This window comes from Rossellomorea sp. GQ25, assembly GCF_059758515.1.
This window is the reverse complement of the sequence record NZ_JCAXEQ010000001.1, coordinates 471498-490849: the sequence shown is the minus strand read 5'-3', so window position 1 is coordinate 490849 and position 19352 is coordinate 471498. Positions and strand designations below refer to the sequence as shown.

Genomic DNA, 19352 nt, shown 5'->3' with positions numbered 1-19352 from the left:
CGAAAGAACATCCAACGAGACTAAGAGCAACAATTATTATAAAAAAACAATACTTGATAAAAACGCCCCCCTTTAGAATTAGACGAAGCCTAAATATTAAGGTTCCAATATTTCGTTAAACTGCTCTTTAACTTAATACCAATTATTTCAAAATCAAGCAGTTTACTCAAGAAAAACTTCAAACAAAAAGGAAGCTCATCCTGTTCTGGATAAGCCTCCTTTACTTTAAGTACAGCACTTTACAATCTTTATAAAGCGCCCAATTGTGGTAGTTGTATTGTTCTCAATTTCTTCTTTGAATAAAAAAGTTTATACTTAAACTCTTCCCACTATTTTTCTTTTAATATTGAATACTTTCGATAAGCTTTATAGTAACTTCCACCCCAAAAAACAACCATAAGTGCGGGAAACAACTTCAAAAGGACAAATGGAGTTTCAAATAAAAATGCTTTCCAAAATAATGCATCTTTCATACTCCAAAGACCTTCATGGTATAACCCCAAATCCCTGTAGAACATAAAAGAATATGCCAAACACATCATACCCAACCAAAATGAATAGCCCATTAACCTTTTATAATAATTACCCTTTGATTGGCGATCAGAGAAGATTTCATTTTGATCATCATTTTCTTTTTGCCAATATCGTATTCCACTAAGCCAGGACCCCTTTATATAGTTCCAACCGAAATCCTCATATATCCCTTTGTATTCCACGAACTTTTTCTTAGGTAAATAATCTTGATAATCAAGGCGCATAACATATCTCTTTACAGTTTTTTCGAAAGTGTATTTTCCTAATCCACTAATATTTGTACAGCGATAGCCTTTCTGTAATTGCTCGTTCAGCCATTGCTCTTCTTTTTCAATATTAAAGAAAACTTTAAACTTCTTCATTTGATTCACTTCCTTCATACAAGGATAAAATATGCAATAGCCTTTCTTGTTCCATTTTCAAAGTGGCGCTTCCTTCTGTAGTTATCATATAAATTTTTCTCCGACCTGAATTTCCAACAGGTTCAATCCAACCATGTTTATTCAAGTTTTCAATCGCACCGTATAATGTACCAGCCGCTAAAATAACGGTACCATTACTTATTTTTTCTATCTCCTGCATTACGGCATAGCCGTGGAGTGGCTCACGTAGAGCTAATAAAATATAATGCATGGTTTCAGACAACGGCAATAATTTATGTTTCATACTTTCACCCTCTGTTCAGTTCAACTATATAGTACAACTTAATAATAAGTTATTACAGTTCAACTGAATAGTCAACAGCATTTTTAAAATTCATCGAAGGAACTTAAAGTAAACTTTTATAATTAGGCAAAAATTCAATCTAAAAAGCCGATTTCCTTTACATTGGGAAATCGACTTTTTGTGTAATCTTATTCAATTTAATTTGCCCGATTGTTGAATACAAGTTAAACACCAATCTTAAACTAGACTGCCCTATAACGGAATACTGTGAATAGAACAACCAATCCAGGAATAGCTAAATGTATAAATCGTTTTTACTTAAACGATTCCGCCATATTGATTAACTGTTCTTTACTAACCTCAATTGGAGTCAATTTATAGCTAAATGCTATTTCATAAAAAAGTTCTCCTTGTTGCCATAAAATGATTCTTTTACCAGAGTGTTCTGGAATATACTTACCATTTAAATCACTTCCTATTTTAATAATCTCTTTCTTTATTTCTTCTGGGTACTCAATCTCATCTTTCAATATTTTAACTGTTAAGAACTCTTTGTCCACGTTGAATAGGGTAAATTCAACTTTCTGATTATTATAACCAAAATCGTAAAGCTACATTTCCTCAAAAGGTACTTTAGTTGGAAATTTTGCATTAAATGGTGCCCTTTCCATTTTTTTAGCTACTTCTGAATAGTTATAATCATATATCTTTCCTCTTGAAACTGACCAGCCAACCAAAATTACTGTTATTGCCCCTAATAAAAGTGTAAATATAATTACTTTTTTTTTCACTTTCACCTCACCTTTCCATTTTTGATAAACCAATTAAAATTTTGTCTGAATAAGAATAGATTAAATGTGGTCTCGTTAACAAATGCTCCCTCTGAGGTTTGACGATGGGGATAAGTATAATGTTTCGAAATTCTAAGTTTAGTTCTGTTAAACTGCCCGTTAGTGGAACAACAAAAACCATTACTCTTGTTTAAGTAATGCACCCGTTACTTTAAGTAATCCTTCACAAACTAACTTGTGAATAAGAAAAAAAGGTGCCCCAGTTACCTTCGTTGTACTATTCAAGCCCCCTATAGTTTAAATGTGACTATTCACAAATATCCATTTTTATTCATGCTTTATTTACTTATTACGATCGATAATTTATAGTTTGCATACTTGTTTAACTCTAATAAAAATTGATTTATCGCTTCATTACTTGGAAACCTGCACTCCAAAAGATAACAGCTATCTCCACTGATTTTATAATTATTGATGACATACCCCTCTTTTGTTTGGATAAATGAGAGATAAGGTTGATGATGTGTACCTTCTATATAGATATTGATAAAGGCATACGTAAAGCACCCTAATTTCGCTTGATTTACTTTAATGCTATAACCCTCAATAACCCCATTGTCCTCTAATTTCTCCACTCTAGCTGCGGCTGCTGGTCCTGTTAAGTGAACTCTCTCCCCTAATTCTTTCATCGTAATCCGGCTATTGCTACATAACTCCTCTATAATTCGCTTATCTGTTTGATCCAACTGAACGTCAACTCCTTTCAAAAATAAAGTCAAACGCCTAAAACACTTTATTTTATCTGTGTATTTGAATGCTGCTCATATTATACACTTAACACTGTTAGGGAACACATGAAAAGAAAGGGAGTTGTAAAGATGAAGATTACACAAATTCGAAATGCAACGATAGTTGTAGAATATGCAAATAAAAAGTATTTAATTGATCCTATGTTAGCAGAGAAAGGTACGTACCCATCTTTCCCTGGTACGATTAGGCAAGATCAAAACAATCCTTCAGTGAGTTTACCAACCTCTGTTGACGATATTATTAGTGAAGTTGATGCAGTCATTGTGACTCACTTACATTTAGACCATTTTGACGAGACAGCGCAAAGACTATTACCAAAAGATATTAAAATGTTCGTTCAAAATGAAGAAGATTCAAAGGAAGTCCAAAATACCGGGTTCCAAAATGTAGAGGTATTAACAAAGGACACTGTCTTTGGAGGCATCCAATTAGTTAAAACAAGAGGCGAGCATGGAAGAGGAGAAGAACTATTAAAGCGTATGGGGGAAGTATGTGGCGTTGTCTTTAAACATCCAAGTGAAAAAACATTGTACGTAGCTGGTGATACAGTCTGGTATGAAGGTGTACAGGAAGAATTGGATATCCATAAACCAGATATTATTGTTGTCAATGGCGGAGATAATCAATTGATAGAATATGGTTCTCTCATTATGGGAAAAGAAGACATCTATGAAGTACACAAGGCGGCTCCTAATGCTAAGGTTATTTCTGTTCATATGGAAGCTGTTAACCATTGGACACTATCTAGAGAAGAATTAAAAAACTTTAGTAATGAAAAAAGATTCTCAAGTAATATTTTAGTACCAGAAGATGGTGAATCCTACAAACTTTAATATGAACACCGACAAATAGTGTCACGTTCCTATTTAAAAATAAGAAATAGAAGAAGCTCATAATTATCGAAAATTTAATTATGAGCTTCTTCTAATGACGATATGAAATGTTCCAAGGATGACAAACCAAACATGAAAAGCTACAAGGATATTTCGTTAGGAGGTAGAGTTCATGACAATGTCAGCAAAAGATACAAATGCCTCAACACACCAGCCTATATGGTTGCAAGAATATATTGATTCACCAGAAAGACAAAAACACCTTTATAAAAAAACATTAAGAGTTTTGATTATTTCACAAATCTTTGGTGGAGCAGGACTTGGAGCCGGTATAACAGTAGGAGCGCTTCTTGCACAAGACATGCTAGGGACTGAAAATGCGGCAGGAATCCCAACTGCTCTATTTACTTTAGGTTCTGCAGGAGCTGCCCTACTTATAGGCCGGTCTTCACAACGTTTTGGCCGTAGAGCAGGACTTGCAGGTGGTTTCCTTGCAGGTGGGATAGGTGCTATTGGTGTTATAATTGCAGCTTTAACCAACAGCATCCCACTTTTATTTATTTCTCTTTTTATTTATGGAGCTGGTACGGCGTCTAATCTACAAGCGCGATATGCAGGGACAGACCTTGCAACAGATAAACAAAGGGCAACTGCTGCAAGCATGGCCATGGTTTCCACTACCTTGGGTGCTGTTGTTGGTCCTAACTTGGTCAATAGAATGGGAGAATTTGCGGATTCAATTGGTGTTCCAACCTTGGCTGGCCCCTTTATCTTGTCAGCAGCTGCTTTTATTATTGCCGGATTATTTATCTTAATTTTACTTCGTCCAGACCCTTTGGTTGTGTCTACAGCTATTGCGAATGCTAAGAAAAAAGACGATACCGTACAGACAGGGACAAATTTAAAGAATGCTACCATAAACAAAAAGGGTGTTGTTGTAGGGGCTGTAATCATGATTTTGACTCAATTTGTCATGGTAGCCATTATGACAATGACACCAATTCATATGGGACATCATGGTCATGGTTTGGGAGAAGTAGGATTAGTTATAGGTTTCCATATAGCAGCTATGTACCTTCCTTCACCATTGACAGGTATACTGGTAGATAAGCTTGGCCGTATTACTATTGCTGTTGCTTCTGGTGCTACCCTCCTAACCTCTGGATTGGTGGCAGCTTTTGCACCGGTAGGTTCAATTACCCTGGCGTTAGTACTACTAGGTTTAGGCTGGAACTTTGGTTTAATAAGTGGGACTGCTCTCATTATAGATTCAACACACCCATCTGTACGTGCAAAAACACAAGGATCAGTCGATGTACTATTTGCACTGTCAGGAGCAGCTGGTGGGGGGGTATCAGGAATGGTAGTCGCTCATTCTAGTTTTACAGCATTATCACTTTCTGGAGCCATTCTGTCACTAGTGCTTATCCCTGTAGTTGTTTGGTCTCGGAAAAGTCCAAGCAAAGAGCTATGATAGAAAAGTTTTTATTAATACTTTATTTCTGGAATAGTTAGATTAATGTAGATATATCCCTATATAGTAAATTACAATTAAAATTTAATTAACAAGGCAGCTTTCATCAAGAAATTGAAAGCTCCTTTATTCATATAGGAAGGTAACTTATATAGAACAAAACATCTTATAGATAGAAAAAATCTTTATATTAATTTATAAGGGTTTACAGAATGTTAGTTTACTTTAACCTAACTCAAGTTACGTAAAGTATTATGCCTAACTTTAATGTCTTGTTACGTAACAGAAAAACTACTGTATGTGAGCAGTAGTTTTTCTATTTTTAAGCTTTATACACGTTAACATAATCACTCCTATTAGAACCTGACCAAAACAAAACCCCTTGGCTTCCAAGAGGTTTCACATCGTCCATTTTTATTGTTTATACAGAATTTTATACATCCTTGATGAATCAACGTTTTCGGCTTATAAAGAAGCCTAGGAGCTGTATAATAAAATGAGGTTTTATGGAATCTCTTTTTGAACTAACCTGCCCGTTACTTTAAGTACAAAACTTCACAATATCTTCTAAGCTCTAACATACATTATCCAATTTTCTTTAAAGTGTTATTCAATTAAATGGCCCTTTAATTGAATAGAAGTATATTTTCTTTCACTAACATCCTTAGCTTTCCCACAGCTATAATGTCATTATTGTTGTTGTTAATGGGAATTTTCTAGGTAACGTGTGATACAATGAAAAACGCCAAGGTTCCTTCCATATCGAGAGTCCTTTGTGTTTTTCATTTATGAATTAGTAGCGTTAAAATATGCCCCCGATTTCATATAACATTTCTTGATGGTCACGAACATTAATCGTATACAGTTTCTTTGTGAGGATCTCTCAAGAATTCAAACAGCAGATTGATTTGAGTTTCTGTGTTTCTTCCAATTGATAGCTCTGGCAAATTCTCTTTTTCAAAAAAATCGATTCCTTTTGTTTCTATTCCCCTTCTTGCCTTTCCACCTCTCACCTTACATTGAATAAATACTTTATAGTAATGGTACGGTTGCGGGGGATGGGGATGCTTGTTCATATCTAAAAAAGCGAGTAATTTTACAGGGGTTACATCATATCCAGATTTTTCTCTTATTTCTTTTACGATGTTTTCACTTGGAGACAGACCTACATCACAAAATCCACCTGGCAGAGACCATTTATCATCAATTTTCTCTCTTACCATTAGAATTTTGTTTTCCTTAAACACGACACCGCGTACATCTATTTTGGGTGTCTGATAACCTGATTCGTTCGTAAATAATTCCCTTAATTTTATCATTTCTAAATCCGTGTATTCCTGCATGATCTCCGCACTTATGGTTCTAATTCTTCATATCTCTCAATATCGTAAACATCCCTTGAAAAGGTCAGAACTGATTGAGATATAGCTTGAATCCTTTTTGACCATTCTAACCATTTATAACTCATAGCTCTTGCACCACCTTAACCATTTAGTATCTTAACAATTCTTTCTCTGAAATTTGACCAAGTAACCATCTTTAGAGCTCCTCCCTTCACTTCGTAAACAGTAGAAGACCTCGACCACACAACGTACATTGTGATCGAGGTCTTCTACTACTGGTTTCAGTCAGAGCCATTAAATATCATCGACTGTTTTCCTGTGTTGCAAATAATTTATGATACTAATAACTAGTATTGCAATAGTGCCCAGGGTTATTCCAACTTTCATGTAGAAATTATCAAAAAATATGATACATATTAACGTTGTTACTACTAATAAAGAATTGATTATATACATTTTGGTTACCTGGGGAACGGTGAGCTTTTTTGTTAAAACATTTAATAAATAAAAGAAAGAAAAGCTTATTAAAACAATAGGTATGAACAATTTATATGTTTCAATAATTACGCTGATAAAATAACTAAAAAGTAAACTAAGCAAGATTATTGTACTTATCTGATCTTTTTTCATTTTATCCTACTCCTTATATATTTTTATGCTTTTTTACAAAAACCGGAATGATTAAACCATATTTATAATCATAACATTGGGTTAAATAATATTATGGTAATAAATTGTAAATTAAGTGATTATACAAAATAATGTTAATGTACGGTAATAATTGTATTGGATTTTATTCCCTTTACATAAAATAAGGAGGAATATTATGATTAAAAGTACGATGGTTAAATTTAGAATATTAGGGTTATCTTTATTGCTAATTTTTTCGTTTGTTTCTCCTCCAATTGCTCAAGCTAATGAAATACGCTCTGTAGTTGATGGTAAAGGGTATGAGGAAGGGCACTATGATATTAATGAACATCAGCTTGATTTAGCTTTAGAAATTGCAAAATCTGATTTAGAAGAAACGGACAGTTGTAAATGAAAAAGGTCTTTTGTCAATGAAATATGATTCACATACGGACGCAAATCTTAGCGAAGAAGCTTTTAATAGATTTAGTCAATTGGTGGTTATAGCTAATGGTTACATTCAAAATGACCAAGCTGTCGGAGAAGGCACTATTAATGATGTATTAATCAGTTATAATGATATTGAGAATAATAGATTAAAAGAAGAAGCAAGAAATAATGACTTAATTACTCCTAAACTTTATATTATTAGTAGTATAGTAGTCATGAATAATAGTGAGACAAATAAAGCAATTAAAGTTATAGCTTTTGGTGGTGCTGTAGCAGCATTTGCAGCAGTATTCCTTATAACTATCCCAGCAGCAGCAATTATTGCTGCTGCTGCTGGTGTAATTGGTTCAGGGCTATCCCTATGTAACTGGAATGATAAAGGTGTAATCTTAAGAAAGGTTTCTTTGAGTTGGACCTGTGTTCCGCAGTGATAATTAGAATATTTTTTAGTCTTTTCTTAAAGAGATAGTCGACATAACATCTGATGCGGGAAGTGGATCGAAACCAAAACCCCTGAATTTCTACTGAAAATCTACTATTAATCTTTTATTTGTTCTGAGAAAACTTATGTGTGACTCAAACAACTTACCTGTGACTTCATTAAAAAGTATATGAAAAGGTTAAGAGCAATTTTTTAAGTGCTCTTGGCCTTTTTTGTTTGCTCCTTATTATAGTGATAGGTAAACTTTTGACGTTATCTCTAGCTTTTCCCCCACTTCACACCGTACAGGCGGGTTTCCCAGCATACGGCGTTCCAACTAATCCAATTCATTCTATATTTTTTATGTATAAGCAAGATGAGATGTGAAATTAGATTGCTTCGTTGTTTGTTTCAAGGCATTGTATCTGCCGTTGTGTGATTGATAGAGTTTCTTTGTCTTAAGATTTTCCCATTGGTTACTGACCCACCAATCTAACTCGTTTAAAACAATGTTAGATAAAAGGGGCGATAAGACACCACCTTGTGGTGTGCCTTTCTTGGGAAATCCTTCTCCGATAATCTGAGCTTTTAATAGCCTTGAAATAATCGAAAGTAATGCTTTGTCCCGAATACCTAAAGACCAGATTTGTTTTAGCAATTTGGCATGGTTCACATTATCGAAGAAACCTTTTATATCAACATCTACACAGTGATATAGGCATCCTCGATTAATGAGCGTTTCGAACCTAGATTTGGCATGATGAGTATTGCGATTTGGTCTAAAACCATAACTATGTTTGTAAAACCTTGCCTCACAAATTGGCTCAAGCACTTGGAGGATACATTGTTGGAAAAGCCTATCCCAAATAGTCGGAATTCCTAAAGTGCGTGTCTTACCATTTGCCTTAGGGATGAATACCCTCCGGACCGGTTGGGGCTTATAGTATTTAAACATTTGTTGTATCGTAGATACAACTTCAGAGACAGATAACTTCTTGATATCTTCAATAGTTAACCCATCAAATCCCGCAGTTTTACTTAAAGTATTCCGCTTAATATTTCGGTAAGCTAGTCGGATATTTTCATCCGATCGCATCAAATCAAGTAATCCATAAAAATTTTGACCATTAGTACTTTGAGCATATAAAGAATCAAAATGAAGTTGCATGTCGTAATACTCGTTATGCCTCAGTTTCTTTCGTTTTAACAAGTCGGTGGCTCCTTTGGAGCTGAACCTCTAAGTGGTTTCTTTCTCTTTTCTACACCTACTGTGCTTAAACTATCTTCAATAATATTCCCAACAATCGGAGCAGCTACTTGCCCAAAAAACTTTATAGTTTCTCTTAGATTTTCATCGGCTAGATAAACAACAATTTCAGGATCATCAACAGATGTAAATCCTAAAAATGAGCAATGATGTTATTCTCCATGTATTTTACGTCTTAAACTTTCTATAAAAAACATATTCTACTTATCAGACAAAGAATTAAATTCAAAATCCTTTTCAGAAACACTCTTTTTTTCTTTAAAGAGTTTCCCTTTTTTATTAGTTAAGTTCTTAGAAACCTTATCGAATCTTGCTGGTTCTTTTTTGTAAGATTTCTCGTAAGCTTCTTCTAAACTATTTAAAATCATATTTATACTTACTATTGTTAGTGCAAAAAAAGTAATTGGTACAAGAACAATAAATGGGTGGACATACAAAGATTCAAAATAGTCACCAATCAAGCCAGACCATTCGAAGGATAATGTTTTTGGAGGATCATTGACTGGTGTATAATCGATGACTACACCACCAAAAAACATCTTTAAAAGTCCTAAATGTGCCAAAATGATTAATATCTGATTAAGTTGCTGTGTAAAAAGAATTATGAGCCTTTGGGTTAAATGCTTCATCACATGATTAACAATGATTCGAAAAGTACCAGCCCCTAATGTTCTTGAAGCACTTACAAATTCTGCTTCTAGAATTTTTTGTGTTTCTTTACTTATATACAAAATTACACTTGGCAATGGAAGAAAAACTAATAGTAGCATTTCAAAAGAAGCTCTTATATAAAACGGCTCTGCAAATCCATCAATCGGCATTGTAAAAACATTAATGAGTATAAAATAAGATACTAAAGTAATAGGAATTACCGAAAAAGTGTCAAGAAAATTTTCAAAGATTCTAAGGGCTTTTGAAAAATAACTACTAAATAGGGTTCCAATTATACACCCTAAAATTATTTGTAATAGCACTATACAAACTGAGATTCCAATTGTATATTTTGCCCCTTCTATAATGACATGAAGTAAATCATAACCATCTGAATCCGTTCCCAAAGGAAACTTTAAAGAAGGTTTAAAGGGGGCTGTATCAACAATTTGACCATTTTCGTAGATAGCATCAACTTCTCTAATGTTTCCTTCATTAAATATGGTATTTATAAAGCTCGCTATTAGCAAAACACTTATAAATGTAAACCCAATTAAAAAACGTTTATCCTTTATTAGCTTTTTTAGCAACTAAGCCTCCCCCTTTTTTATAACATCCGGAACTAAAATTTCATAAACCTGAAACAGTATAAATATTGGATAGTACAACAATAGGATCGCTATAAAGAACACTTCTGGAGAGGGATATCGCAATATAAACGACATGATCCCTGGAATGTTAAACAGGTATTCGACTATCAATAAATTTGTTAAGAAAAATAAAATAATCATTTTCGAATAGTGAAATAGTGAATAAATGGTATTACGAAATATATGTACAAAGATAACTCTTCGAAAAGACAGACCTTTAGCCCTCGCCAGATCCGCATAGCTTTTATTTAGTTCTTCTAACATTTGATTTATTAATAATTTCGTAATAATCATAGTTGGGGTTATGCTTAACGATAGTATGGGGAGTAAGATTGCTTTATTTTCACCATAGGAAGCAAAATTCAAAAACATAATATCCGTTTTCTGATATACCCATATAATGATTATTTGTAAACCAACAATATAAAATATATCAGGTACTGCCTGTACATAGGTAAAAACATCTTGAAATAGTTTAATGTGCTTTTTCTTTAAATTCACAATAAAAAAGGCAACAAAAAGAGATGCAGCCATTGATAAGATTAATGAACCCGCGACAAGCATTAACGAATCCGATAATGGGCGTAAAATCGAAGGAAATAATGGTCTAAATGTTTGATTACCTGTGCTATATTCTAAATTTTGTAGTGAAACTATATTTCCTAAAAGTTCTCCAACTTTATTAAAATACTTTAAAAAATCAAGTTTAAAGTTATCAAATAAATACGGAATACCGCTTATAAGTAAAATAGCGAAAAAGGACGAAATGATCTTCCATACAAATGAAATAATGTTGTTAACGATTTGCATGTTCTAACTCCTCCTTTTCTAATTTATCATTTTTACGTCCTTTATTCCGAAATTCTTTTTTGGTTACTAATTCTATAATAGTACCGTCTTTTATTTCTACTATGGATTCAGCAAAGTCTATTATATTCGGATTATGACTAATTAATATGATAGTACCGCCTTGCACTTTTACTCTATTTATTATATTAGCCATAACATACTCCTCAGTACTTTTATCTAATGCAGAGGTTGCTTCATCTAAGATAAGTAACTTTGGTTTTTGAAGTAATGCTCTCGCTATAGCAATTCTTTGTTTTTGCCCACCTGAAAACAAATTTCCACTTTCACTCATTATCGTGTCATACCCATTTGGTAATGTTAAAATTTCCTCATGGATACAAACCTCTTTACATATTGAAATGATGTCAGAAAAATTTATTGTTTTACTCCCAAATGTTAGATTCTCTATAATACTCTTAGAAAAGAAAAAGGATTCCTGAGATACTACAGATTTAACTAGAGATGAAGCTTTTTTTGAGTAAGTTATGTAACCTTTTGTGGGTTTAATAAGTCCACTTATAATATTAATTAAAGTACTTTTTCCGGTACCACTTTTTCCTACTATCCCGAGTATTGTATTATTTGGTATTTGTAAATTAATATCTCTTAATGTATTTTTTTCCTTTGTATCATATTTATAGTGAACCCCTTTTAAATCAATTAAGTATCCATTTTCAATATCCTCAATAATAATTTCCCTAGATTTAAACCTGGAACTTTTATCTGAAAATTAAGCACCTTTAAGTATTACCTATTAAATTAACCTGCCCCTTTAGTTTAAGATCAACAATTCCTTGTTCAACATAAGCCCCCGTTTGTTGAACAAGGAATATTTGTAGCATCTATTATTTTCTATGCATAACAAATTGGGATTTACTGTATTTTAAATTGTTTTTTTCATAGAAAGGTATTAAATGTTGCTCACAAAACAAACTGATTACATCAATATGTGATAGGTCATCTAACAATTTTGATACCAGTTTTATACCTATACCTTCCTTTTGATATGAACTATGTATAACAACATCTTCAACATACGCTCTAAACTTTCCATCTGAAACAGCCCTTGCAAAACCAATTAGAGTATCATTTTTCCACGCTCCCACTGACTGCACTTTGTTTAACATCTCTTCTATATCTTGCTCTACCCTTTCTTCCCACCAACCTACATCATTATATAGCCTCATAACATCAATTGCTTTGATTGTTTTTTCTTTAAAACTCAAAATCTCGGTGTTCAAGTTTTGCTCCTCCAACCGGCTTTTACTTAGTTTTATAACAAATACACCCGTTTATTTAAGTACATTTCTTCACATGGTTGTCCTACTCTTCATTCATTACGGGAATGCTGCCCTTTAACTTAATACCAATTATTTCAAAATCGAACAACTTACTCAAGAAAAATTTTAAACAAAAAAGAAGCTCATCCTGTTCCGGATAAGCCCCCTTTACTTGAACCAAGGGAGTAGGTGCAAGTTGACAACTTTTAAACAGCTTCAATAACAATACTTTCATAAAGTTCTCCGTCTATATATACGGGGGCTTTCCATCCCCCTCCTGATGGGAACTTTAAAGTACAATTTTTCACATTCTAATTTAAAAGAAAAACATTCATCTTAAGAAATAACAAAGGTGAACTCATATGTATTTTTATCAAATTAATTGCCAAAATATGAAGAAACTGGAGGTGAAGAAAGTGAAAAGGTTTTTAATTTTAATTTTCGGTTTCTCTATGTTTGTTGCTTTATCAATTCCTACTTCGGCTAGACAGTTTGAATATCCTGCAAACAATGAAAGTTCGTTTGTTAATGAAAATGAGTTCTATCAACAAATGAAAAAGAACACTTATAAGGAGTATAAAGATGCTACTTATAGTGTTAGACAAAAAATTTCTTATAAAGAAACACCTGATGCGTTAATGACTTTTGAGAAGAAAACAGGAAGATATTTTGGTCAACCTAAATAAGAACTTGCAACTTCTATACATCCTGAACGTCAAGTGTATTTCCTCGCTTCTTTTGTACAAACCAAAGATAAAGAGTATTGGAAGCATACTATTATAGATGCGGAAACCCAAAGACCACTTGAAGGTGGAAACTCTTATCATAGTTATAAAAATCCTTATAGATAAATTCTTATAGTCACCAATAATATATTGGTGACTTAAATATTGTCTCTTATGGTTATTCATTCTTCTGTTAAACTGAACTTTACTTGAACACAGAGTGGCTGCTTGTTCAGCAAACGCAACCGTTGGTGCAAAAGCATAAATTGAAGCTACCCTTCAAATGGTTGAGGTTGAGTTCCATCGACATCGGTAAAGCCATATTTTCTCGCTAGTTCAGCCACCATTATTGTGTCGCCAGAGAACTTAGATACGGTTTTGTCTGTTGCCAATGCCACAACCGCACGACCTACATACGCTGTTGTTTCCGTAGCTCCATCCTCTGGTCCAAAACCTGAATCTCTAACTCTTTCTGTCCTCATCCAACCTGGGCAAACAGCAACGGCTGAAACGTTGAAGGCCATTAATTCCTTTGCCATTCCCAGGCTAAATCATAATATAAATCACCTGAAATCTGATCCTTGATAAAAAATCTGATATTTACAATTAAACCTTTTTGTTGTTGCTTCATCAGAGGTACAGCGTATCGAGTAGTCAGTAAATAAGCTTGTGGTCCAGCAACCATCATAGCATCCTAATGCTCTTGTGGTCGTTCCCAAAAATGTCGTCCATCTCCTGATGGTAGAGAACTTTCGGAACCACCAAATACACTATTGACTAAAATATCAATCCGACCATGTTCCCTTTCAATTTGCTCAAAGAGGTTTCTCACGTCATTGTCGCGTGTATGGTCACATCGTATGGCGATGCCTTTACCTCCCCGTGAAGTGACACCATCGGCAGTTTCCTCAATGGTTTCTGATCGATTATCGGTTGTAGCTCCCTTTACACTCCGACCTGTCACATACACCGTCGCTCCTGCACTGCCTAGTTCGAAGGCAATCCCTCTACCCGCTCCACGGGATGCACCTGTGACAACAGCAATCTTCCCTTGTAATGGTTTCAAATTCCTCTAACTCCCTTACCTAACTCAATTTTAAATACAGAAAAAGATTTATACATCTTTGTTCAACTTCAACTAACCTGCCCGGTTAACGGAACAAAGAAAATACCGGAGATCAGCTGCCCGATCTTCAGCTATCGCCCCCTTTAATGGAAGGTCCCTTTTTTAGCTCTTGCTTAAAGGAGTATCGTGGATTAAGGTCGGGTATCTCTCGAAGTAAACACAATAATAATAATTAACTAAATATGTTTAAGTAGCGTTTTTCTTTTTCAACTAGTTACATACACACAACTTGCAGAATTATTGCCCACTCAATCTATATGGGCAATAATCCTGCTGCTATTACTCTTAACTTAAATAATACTTGTACTTTTTGTTTTAGGATAGGTTATAGGATTACGTTCAATTTCCCCTTATCTTGCTCATTTGAGTTAGAGCAGCAATTTTATTCCAACATATGTGATGTGTTTATAAATTCAAAATAATAAATAATGTTAATCGTTCTTATATACTCTCTCCCCTTTTGACCAACATTCAATTACCTTAATATCCTTAATGCTCATTTTTTGTACCTCCTTTGGATGGTTTGAAAGCAGTACAAAATCAGCATAAAAATCTTCCTCCAATTTTCCTTTCTTGCTCTCCTGAAATTCCAGCAAAGCCGGCATTTCCGTATAGGCATTGTACACTGTGTCTATACCTATTTGTTCATCCGGCAGCCACCCTCCCTCAGGTTTCCCTTTCATATCTGTTCGGTTCACCGCTGCAAACATTTCCACCATCGGAGAGAGCGGGCCAATTGGACAATCGGAACTGCAGGTAAAGGGAATTCCTCTCTTGAATACTGCAAACCATGGATTACAATACTTTTCTCGCTCTTTTCCAACCCATTTTGCGGTAGAGTCGTACTCACTCATCATGAAACCAGGCTGTATTTCTAAATATGGTCTTACCCGTTCTAGTCTATTGAGCAAATCAGGAGCAAGAATTTGAGCATGAATAATGCGGTGGCGCATTTTTTCTGCTCCTACCATTTCAATGGCGTTCAAAGCTTCCTCAACCGCTCTATCCCCGATGGAATGCATAGCTACCTGCAGGTTGTGATTATCGGCAAGTGAAACAATCTCTTTCAATTCCAACGGAGAATAGTTTAGATTACCCTTTGTTTTAGGTCTATCATTATAGGATTCCCTTAGCGCAGCAGTGTGAAGCCTTTGAGTCCCATCCAGAAAGATTTTTATGGATCCAACCTTTACACGATCAGTTCCTTCTCCAGTTTGCATACCCTTTTCCTTTATGAAACGCTTTAGATCCTTTATACCAAAGATATAATGATGCAAATGAACATCAATTGGCAATTCTCCTTCCCTTTCCAATTCAATATAGGATTCCCAAAGAGTTTCATATGAACCTACATAATTAAGATCATCAGTGTGTACCGAAGTAATTCCATTTTGAAGTAATTTGGGAATTGCTTCTCTCAATGCCCTTTTTACTTCGTCATTCTTTTTTTGCCGGAAGTGAAATTTTATGTAATGAACAACGGTGTCCTTAAACCTCCCTGTCAAATTACCCTTTTCATCTTTTTCTATATATTCTTCGGGGAATTGACTTAACTCGTCCTTCTCTCTAATAATCTTCAAAGCTTCTTCATTTACTACGCATTCGTGACCATCATCATGTAAAAAGAAGACAGGTCGGTTGTAGTCTAACTCCTCCAAATCCCTAGCATCAAGTAAGTGATCGATATCGTCAAATTGATCATCCATCATACCTCTTCCAACAACCCATTCATGTTCTTTCATTTGTTTATGATTATAATTATCAAAAACGGTTTGTTTCATCTCTTCCCAAGAAGTTACATCCCTAAGATCCAATTCCATTTTCATTAATCCAAATCTTAGAAGGTGCATATGTGAATCATTGAAAGAGGGAGCCAATGTCAGTTCTTTCCCATCAAAGATTTCTCCCTCAGTGCTGTTGAATGAACCTTTATTGAGTTCTTGAATTTTGTCTTCCTCAATAATTAGGTGATAAATATCATCACTTCTCTCAGTTTTATAAGGCCTGAATAATTTTACATTATCTATAACTTTCATAAAGATTCCTCCCACTTTAGATTTCTATAAAATATTGGAAATCCAAAACATTAATTACATTGAATATTGAAGAACTTGTTTGTTCGGTTCTGCTCGCTCTTTTATGTATGACTTTATTTTGGGTATACCCAAAAGGAATGTTCAAAAACATATAGGAAGTTTTCAAATACGGCCTTTTCCAATAGGAGGTGGAGTATACAATTTTATTTTCACAGAAAAAAGCGCTAATCCTTCTTAGATTAGCGCCCCCTATAATGGAATAAGCCTATAAAGTTAAAATATCAGATTACGAAGGTGCAAAATACCGTATAATAAAGCCCCACTAATTAAAACTAGCAGTGCAACCATAACAAAACCATAGATAAAGCCTTTCCCCATTGCAAATAAATCTAAAAATATGTTCTTTATCCCATCAAGCATCGTCTTCATAGAACCCCCTCAAACATAACAATTATTTCTCTGGCTATCTTAATTAACTTATACGAAAACCCTCTTGGAAAGTTTCTGTTCTGGATAAGCATCTGTTTCTTGAGTAAGAAAGCTGTCCTATAAGTAACTTTCTAACAAATATTATCATTTAATCATGATATTCGTTTCAAACCATGTTCTAAGCTTTTCAGCATACACTAATCGTTCAGAGGGTTTGCTCAAACTCCCATGTGTTAGATAAAGATTATCATTACAATATCTTGGATAAACGTGTAGGTGATAATGCCATACATCCTGACAACCACCAGGTTCATTATGTTGTCTTGTTGAGATACCATCACAACCGTAACCCTCCTTGAGTGCTATGGATACTTGTTGTGACAATTTATGTATTTTAGTTGCTATCTCTATAGGTAAATCAAAAATATTTTCATAGTGTTTATTCGGTATGATAATCACATGACCTTTATTATTAGGCCACCATAATGTTGCGATTAAAGCAGTTACGTCACCGTCACTATAAATAATATCTTGCTGCTTAGTTTGAACTATTCTATTTTTTTCGTCCTCTTCACCTTTAACAACCAAACAAAAAGGACAAACATAATCTGATGGCATATGGCTATAATGGGTCAAAGAAATTCTCCTCCCGACATTTTCCTATTATCCTAATATTACCATAAATTAGGATTACTTTTTTATTAAACTAAACTGCCCCTTTAATTGAATAAAGAAAAAGCTGAAAACCAACTCCGGTTCTTCAGCTATTCCCAAATAATATTCCTTAATCAGTTTTTTCTTTAACTTAAGCATCCATTAGTTCAACATAACCTTGCATCAAATCCACTCATTTCCATGTTCTCGAATGAATTTTAGCTCCTTTTGGTAATGGTCATAATGGCCATCATCAATCATTTTTTGAAAAGCCTTATCGCCTTCTTTGGTGCCATGAAAACAGGGAGTGATTACTATTATATCCAAAGGAGGGCTTTTCTCCGCACAAGGTTCGGGTCGTATTTTTTGAGAAACCCTCTCAAAAAATCTCCACCCTTTCCCCCTTGTCCCACGAAATTCGGCAGGTGAAGGCATGGCGCCAAGCCGAACATTCCTAAAAACGATCATTCAAAGTATTTGGGCCTGCTCTGACAATTGTACCTGCCGAAACACCAGACCTTCCGCCTTATCTATATCATTTTCCATCTATTTCAACGATTGAGGGGGCTAGCCCCTCTTGGCCTTCGCCAATTCACCCCATCCTTACCTCCACCTAAAACAATGTGATTATACCAAAAGATAATTGAAATTTATTGTTTTTGCGTCAAGTGTAAATCAACGAAGTACTAGCTGGATAAGGGAAAATAACAATATGATCTCACAAACAAATTCCCCTCTACAATTTGCAAGAAAGTTATTTTAAAGGATTGGAAAATTAACTATATTTGAAAAAATGTTTTTTTATAAATTATACAAAACAAATTATATAGGTGTGTTCACTCTGAGAATTAAGTCGAGTCAAAAGCCAAAATCCTTATCTGAACAAGTAACAATATCTCCGCTTCTCTACGCTACGTCTGCCATAGTAACTTTTTTAACAACAATATTAATATTGTTGTTAAAAATAACATATATGTTATTTTCAACACTGAATTATGTTTATATATTAATTTATAAATTGCTTTTATGATCGTTCTTAGGGACACATGGCAATTAGGTACCAAAAAACCCCTCTATAATTTGTATAAAAGGGGTATTAAGAATCTAAGAAAATCAAGTATTTTAGGAGAGAATAGGTATTTAAAACATTGAAAACAAAATGGACTAAATAAAGTGGAGATTAATAGAGGCGAGATAGTATGTCAAAAACATTAGTAATTCTCTTGAAAGGAGGAACCAATAGAGGATACACTAATAATAAAACCACGAGGAAACAGAGCGGAAATTCTTATTTCTTGAATACCAATAAACGTAATGTGTTTACTATCATAACCAAGATAATGACAGTCAAGCTTCATTGATTAGTAAGATCGTATTTATAACTGGAATTAAGGTCTGTTAACTCCAAGAGGCTTTATTCAAATCTTCCATATTAAAATCATTCTCATTAAATATGAAAACATCATATTCAAAGTCAACATTAAAATTAACATATGTGTTGTTGTTTATGTTGTTTATCTTAAAATATAAATATTGAATTTAGGAACTGTTACTTAGACATCTTCTCCTCTTTAAACACATAGGGAACAGGAAAGCCTTCATCTATAGATATTGCAGTCAATTATTTCAAGGTGCTGCCGACCCTAAGCAACGATTAGAAATTCCAGAATAAGTTAAATGAATTTTCCACCTACAAAGCCACTATAAAATTCCGGACAAATTTAAAAGCTATA

General features: G+C 34.2%; 20 protein-coding genes and 3 pseudogenes. 5 read left to right on the top strand and 18 right to left on the bottom strand.

Annotated features, from left to right (window positions below; translation table 11 throughout):
• Positions 1 to 329: 329 nt before the first annotated feature.
• From AC6CIB_RS02715 to AC6CIB_RS02695, 5 genes are all read right to left on the bottom strand, one after another.
• Positions 330 to 896: a DUF2812 domain-containing protein gene (locus tag AC6CIB_RS02715; RefSeq protein ID WP_498277858.1), complete on the bottom strand. Its 567-nt coding sequence runs from the start codon at positions 894 to 896 to the stop codon at positions 330 to 332.
• Positions 883 to 1200, bottom strand: coding sequence for a PadR family transcriptional regulator (locus AC6CIB_RS02710; protein ID WP_498277856.1), 318 nt, complete (start codon positions 1198 to 1200; stop codon positions 883 to 885). Before AC6CIB_RS02710 ends, AC6CIB_RS02715 begins: the two co-directional genes overlap by 14 nt.
• Before the next feature lie 314 nt (positions 1201 to 1514).
• Complete coding sequence (locus AC6CIB_RS02705) at positions 1515 to 1730, bottom strand: hypothetical protein (protein ID WP_498277854.1); 216 nt, start codon at positions 1728 to 1730, stop codon at positions 1515 to 1517.
• 81 nt (positions 1731 to 1811) lie between these two features.
• Positions 1812 to 1991 (bottom strand): hypothetical protein, encoded by a 180-nt coding sequence (locus tag AC6CIB_RS02700; protein WP_498277852.1) that lies wholly within the window; start codon positions 1989 to 1991, stop codon positions 1812 to 1814.
• 338 nt (positions 1992 to 2329) lie between these two features.
• Positions 2330 to 2737 (bottom strand): Lrp/AsnC family transcriptional regulator, encoded by a 408-nt coding sequence (locus AC6CIB_RS02695; protein WP_498277850.1) that lies wholly within the window; start codon positions 2735 to 2737, stop codon positions 2330 to 2332.
• Positions 2738 to 2869: 132 nt separating this feature from the next.
• Between AC6CIB_RS02695 and AC6CIB_RS02690 the strand changes: the two genes are divergently transcribed.
• Positions 2870 to 3634: an MBL fold metallo-hydrolase gene (locus tag AC6CIB_RS02690; RefSeq protein WP_498277848.1), complete on the top strand. Its 765-nt coding sequence runs from the start codon at positions 2870 to 2872 to the stop codon at positions 3632 to 3634.
• Positions 3635 to 3806: 172 nt separating this feature from the next.
• Positions 3807 to 5108 (top strand): MFS transporter, encoded by a 1302-nt coding sequence (locus tag AC6CIB_RS02685; RefSeq protein WP_498277846.1) that lies wholly within the window; start codon positions 3807 to 3809, stop codon positions 5106 to 5108.
• A gap of 851 nt (positions 5109 to 5959) precedes the next feature.
• On the opposite strand, the pseudogene AC6CIB_RS02680 reads toward AC6CIB_RS02685, so the two are convergent.
• Positions 5960 to 6576 (bottom strand): annotated as a pseudogene (locus tag AC6CIB_RS02680) (NUDIX hydrolase).
• A gap of 701 nt (positions 6577 to 7277) precedes the next feature.
• Between AC6CIB_RS02680 and AC6CIB_RS02675 the strand changes: the two are divergent.
• Both AC6CIB_RS02675 and AC6CIB_RS02670 read left to right on the top strand, forming a co-directional pair.
• On the top strand, positions 7278 to 7496 hold the full coding sequence (locus AC6CIB_RS02675) for a hypothetical protein (RefSeq protein WP_498277844.1): 219 nt from the start codon (positions 7278 to 7280) through the stop codon (positions 7494 to 7496).
• A gap of 16 nt (positions 7497 to 7512) precedes the next feature.
• Positions 7513 to 7962 (top strand): hypothetical protein, encoded by a 450-nt coding sequence (locus AC6CIB_RS02670; RefSeq protein WP_498277842.1) that lies wholly within the window; start codon positions 7513 to 7515, stop codon positions 7960 to 7962.
• Positions 7963 to 8355: 393 nt separating this feature from the next.
• On the opposite strand, the pseudogene AC6CIB_RS02665 reads toward AC6CIB_RS02670, so the two are convergent.
• The 6 genes and pseudogenes from AC6CIB_RS02665 to AC6CIB_RS02640 all read right to left on the bottom strand — a co-directional run.
• Positions 8356 to 9120, bottom strand: a pseudogene (locus AC6CIB_RS02665) (reverse transcriptase domain-containing protein); the annotation flags it as partial.
• A gap of 299 nt (positions 9121 to 9419) precedes the next feature.
• Entirely contained in the window at positions 9420 to 10460 is a 1041-nt protein-coding gene (locus tag AC6CIB_RS02660; RefSeq protein ID WP_498277840.1) for an ABC transporter permease, read from the bottom strand.
• Entirely contained in the window at positions 10461 to 11330 is an 870-nt protein-coding gene (locus tag AC6CIB_RS02655; protein ID WP_498277838.1) for an ABC transporter permease subunit, read from the bottom strand.
• Positions 11317 to 11970: an ATP-binding cassette domain-containing protein gene (locus AC6CIB_RS02650; protein ID WP_498278626.1), complete on the bottom strand. Its 654-nt coding sequence runs from the start codon at positions 11968 to 11970 to the stop codon at positions 11317 to 11319. Before AC6CIB_RS02650 ends, AC6CIB_RS02655 begins: the two co-directional genes overlap by 14 nt.
• Positions 11971 to 12214: 244 nt before the next feature.
• On the bottom strand, positions 12215 to 12556 hold the full coding sequence (locus AC6CIB_RS02645; protein ID WP_498278624.1) for a GNAT family N-acetyltransferase: 342 nt from the start codon (positions 12554 to 12556) through the stop codon (positions 12215 to 12217).
• A 136-nt stretch (positions 12557 to 12692) separates the two neighbouring features.
• Entirely contained in the window at positions 12693 to 12884 is a 192-nt protein-coding gene (locus AC6CIB_RS02640; protein WP_498277836.1) for a hypothetical protein, read from the bottom strand.
• Between the two features lie 181 nt (positions 12885 to 13065).
• Here AC6CIB_RS02640 and AC6CIB_RS02635 point away from each other — a divergent pair, with 181 nt between their 5' ends.
• Positions 13066 to 13335, top strand: coding sequence for a hypothetical protein (locus tag AC6CIB_RS02635; RefSeq protein ID WP_498277834.1), 270 nt, complete (start codon positions 13066 to 13068; stop codon positions 13333 to 13335).
• Between the two features lie 311 nt (positions 13336 to 13646).
• Here the strand turns inward: AC6CIB_RS02635 and AC6CIB_RS02630 are convergent, their stop codons facing one another.
• The 6 genes and pseudogenes from AC6CIB_RS02630 to AC6CIB_RS02605 all read right to left on the bottom strand — a co-directional run.
• Positions 13647 to 13913, bottom strand: coding sequence for a hypothetical protein (locus tag AC6CIB_RS02630; protein WP_498277833.1), 267 nt, complete (start codon positions 13911 to 13913; stop codon positions 13647 to 13649).
• Positions 13914 to 14068: 155 nt separating this feature from the next.
• The gene (locus AC6CIB_RS02625) at positions 14069 to 14440 is read right to left on the bottom strand and encodes an SDR family NAD(P)-dependent oxidoreductase (RefSeq protein ID WP_498277831.1); all 372 of its coding nucleotides are present in this window, start codon (positions 14438 to 14440) and stop codon (positions 14069 to 14071) included.
• 491 nt (positions 14441 to 14931) lie between these two features.
• Positions 14932 to 16536: an amidohydrolase gene (locus AC6CIB_RS02620; protein WP_498277829.1), complete on the bottom strand. Its 1605-nt coding sequence runs from the start codon at positions 16534 to 16536 to the stop codon at positions 14932 to 14934.
• Between the two features lie 273 nt (positions 16537 to 16809).
• On the bottom strand, positions 16810 to 16965 hold the full coding sequence (locus tag AC6CIB_RS02615; RefSeq protein WP_498277827.1) for a hypothetical protein: 156 nt from the start codon (positions 16963 to 16965) through the stop codon (positions 16810 to 16812).
• Between the two features lie 144 nt (positions 16966 to 17109).
• Positions 17110 to 17601 carry an HIT family protein gene (locus AC6CIB_RS02610; protein ID WP_498277825.1) on the bottom strand — a complete coding sequence of 164 codons (492 nt, stop codon included), beginning with the start codon at positions 17599 to 17601 and terminating at the stop codon, positions 17110 to 17112.
• Between the two features lie 201 nt (positions 17602 to 17802).
• Positions 17803 to 17907 (bottom strand): annotated as a pseudogene (locus AC6CIB_RS02605) (aminoglycoside phosphotransferase); the annotation flags it as partial.
• Between the last annotated feature and the right edge of the window lie 1445 nt (positions 17908 to 19352).

Coding starts and splice junctions, on each gene's coding strand:
- AC6CIB_RS02715 (WP_498277858.1), bottom strand. CDS start 896: ATGAAGAAGTTTAAAGTTTTCTTTAATATTGAAAAAGAAGAGCAATGG.
- AC6CIB_RS02710 (WP_498277856.1), bottom strand. CDS start 1,200: ATGAAACATAAATTATTGCCGTTGTCTGAAACCATGCATTATATTTTA.
- AC6CIB_RS02690 (WP_498277848.1), top strand. CDS start 2,870: ATGAAGATTACACAAATTCGAAATGCAACGATAGTTGTAGAATATGCA.
- AC6CIB_RS02685 (WP_498277846.1), top strand. CDS start 3,807: ATGACAATGTCAGCAAAAGATACAAATGCCTCAACACACCAGCCTATA.
- AC6CIB_RS02675 (WP_498277844.1), top strand. CDS start 7,278: ATGATTAAAAGTACGATGGTTAAATTTAGAATATTAGGGTTATCTTTA.
- AC6CIB_RS02670 (WP_498277842.1), top strand. CDS start 7,513: ATGAAATATGATTCACATACGGACGCAAATCTTAGCGAAGAAGCTTTT.
- AC6CIB_RS02655 (WP_498277838.1), bottom strand. CDS start 11,330: ATGCAAATCGTTAACAACATTATTTCATTTGTATGGAAGATCATTTCG.
- AC6CIB_RS02645 (WP_498278624.1), bottom strand. CDS start 12,556: ATGAGGCTATATAATGATGTAGGTTGGTGGGAAGAAAGGGTAGAGCAA.
- AC6CIB_RS02640 (WP_498277836.1), bottom strand. CDS start 12,884: ATGAAAGTATTGTTATTGAAGCTGTTTAAAAGTTGTCAACTTGCACCT.
- AC6CIB_RS02630 (WP_498277833.1), bottom strand. CDS start 13,913: ATGGCAAAGGAATTAATGGCCTTCAACGTTTCAGCCGTTGCTGTTTGC.
- AC6CIB_RS02620 (WP_498277829.1), bottom strand. CDS start 16,536: ATGAAAGTTATAGATAATGTAAAATTATTCAGGCCTTATAAAACTGAG.
- AC6CIB_RS02615 (WP_498277827.1), bottom strand. CDS start 16,965: ATGAAGACGATGCTTGATGGGATAAAGAACATATTTTTAGATTTATTT.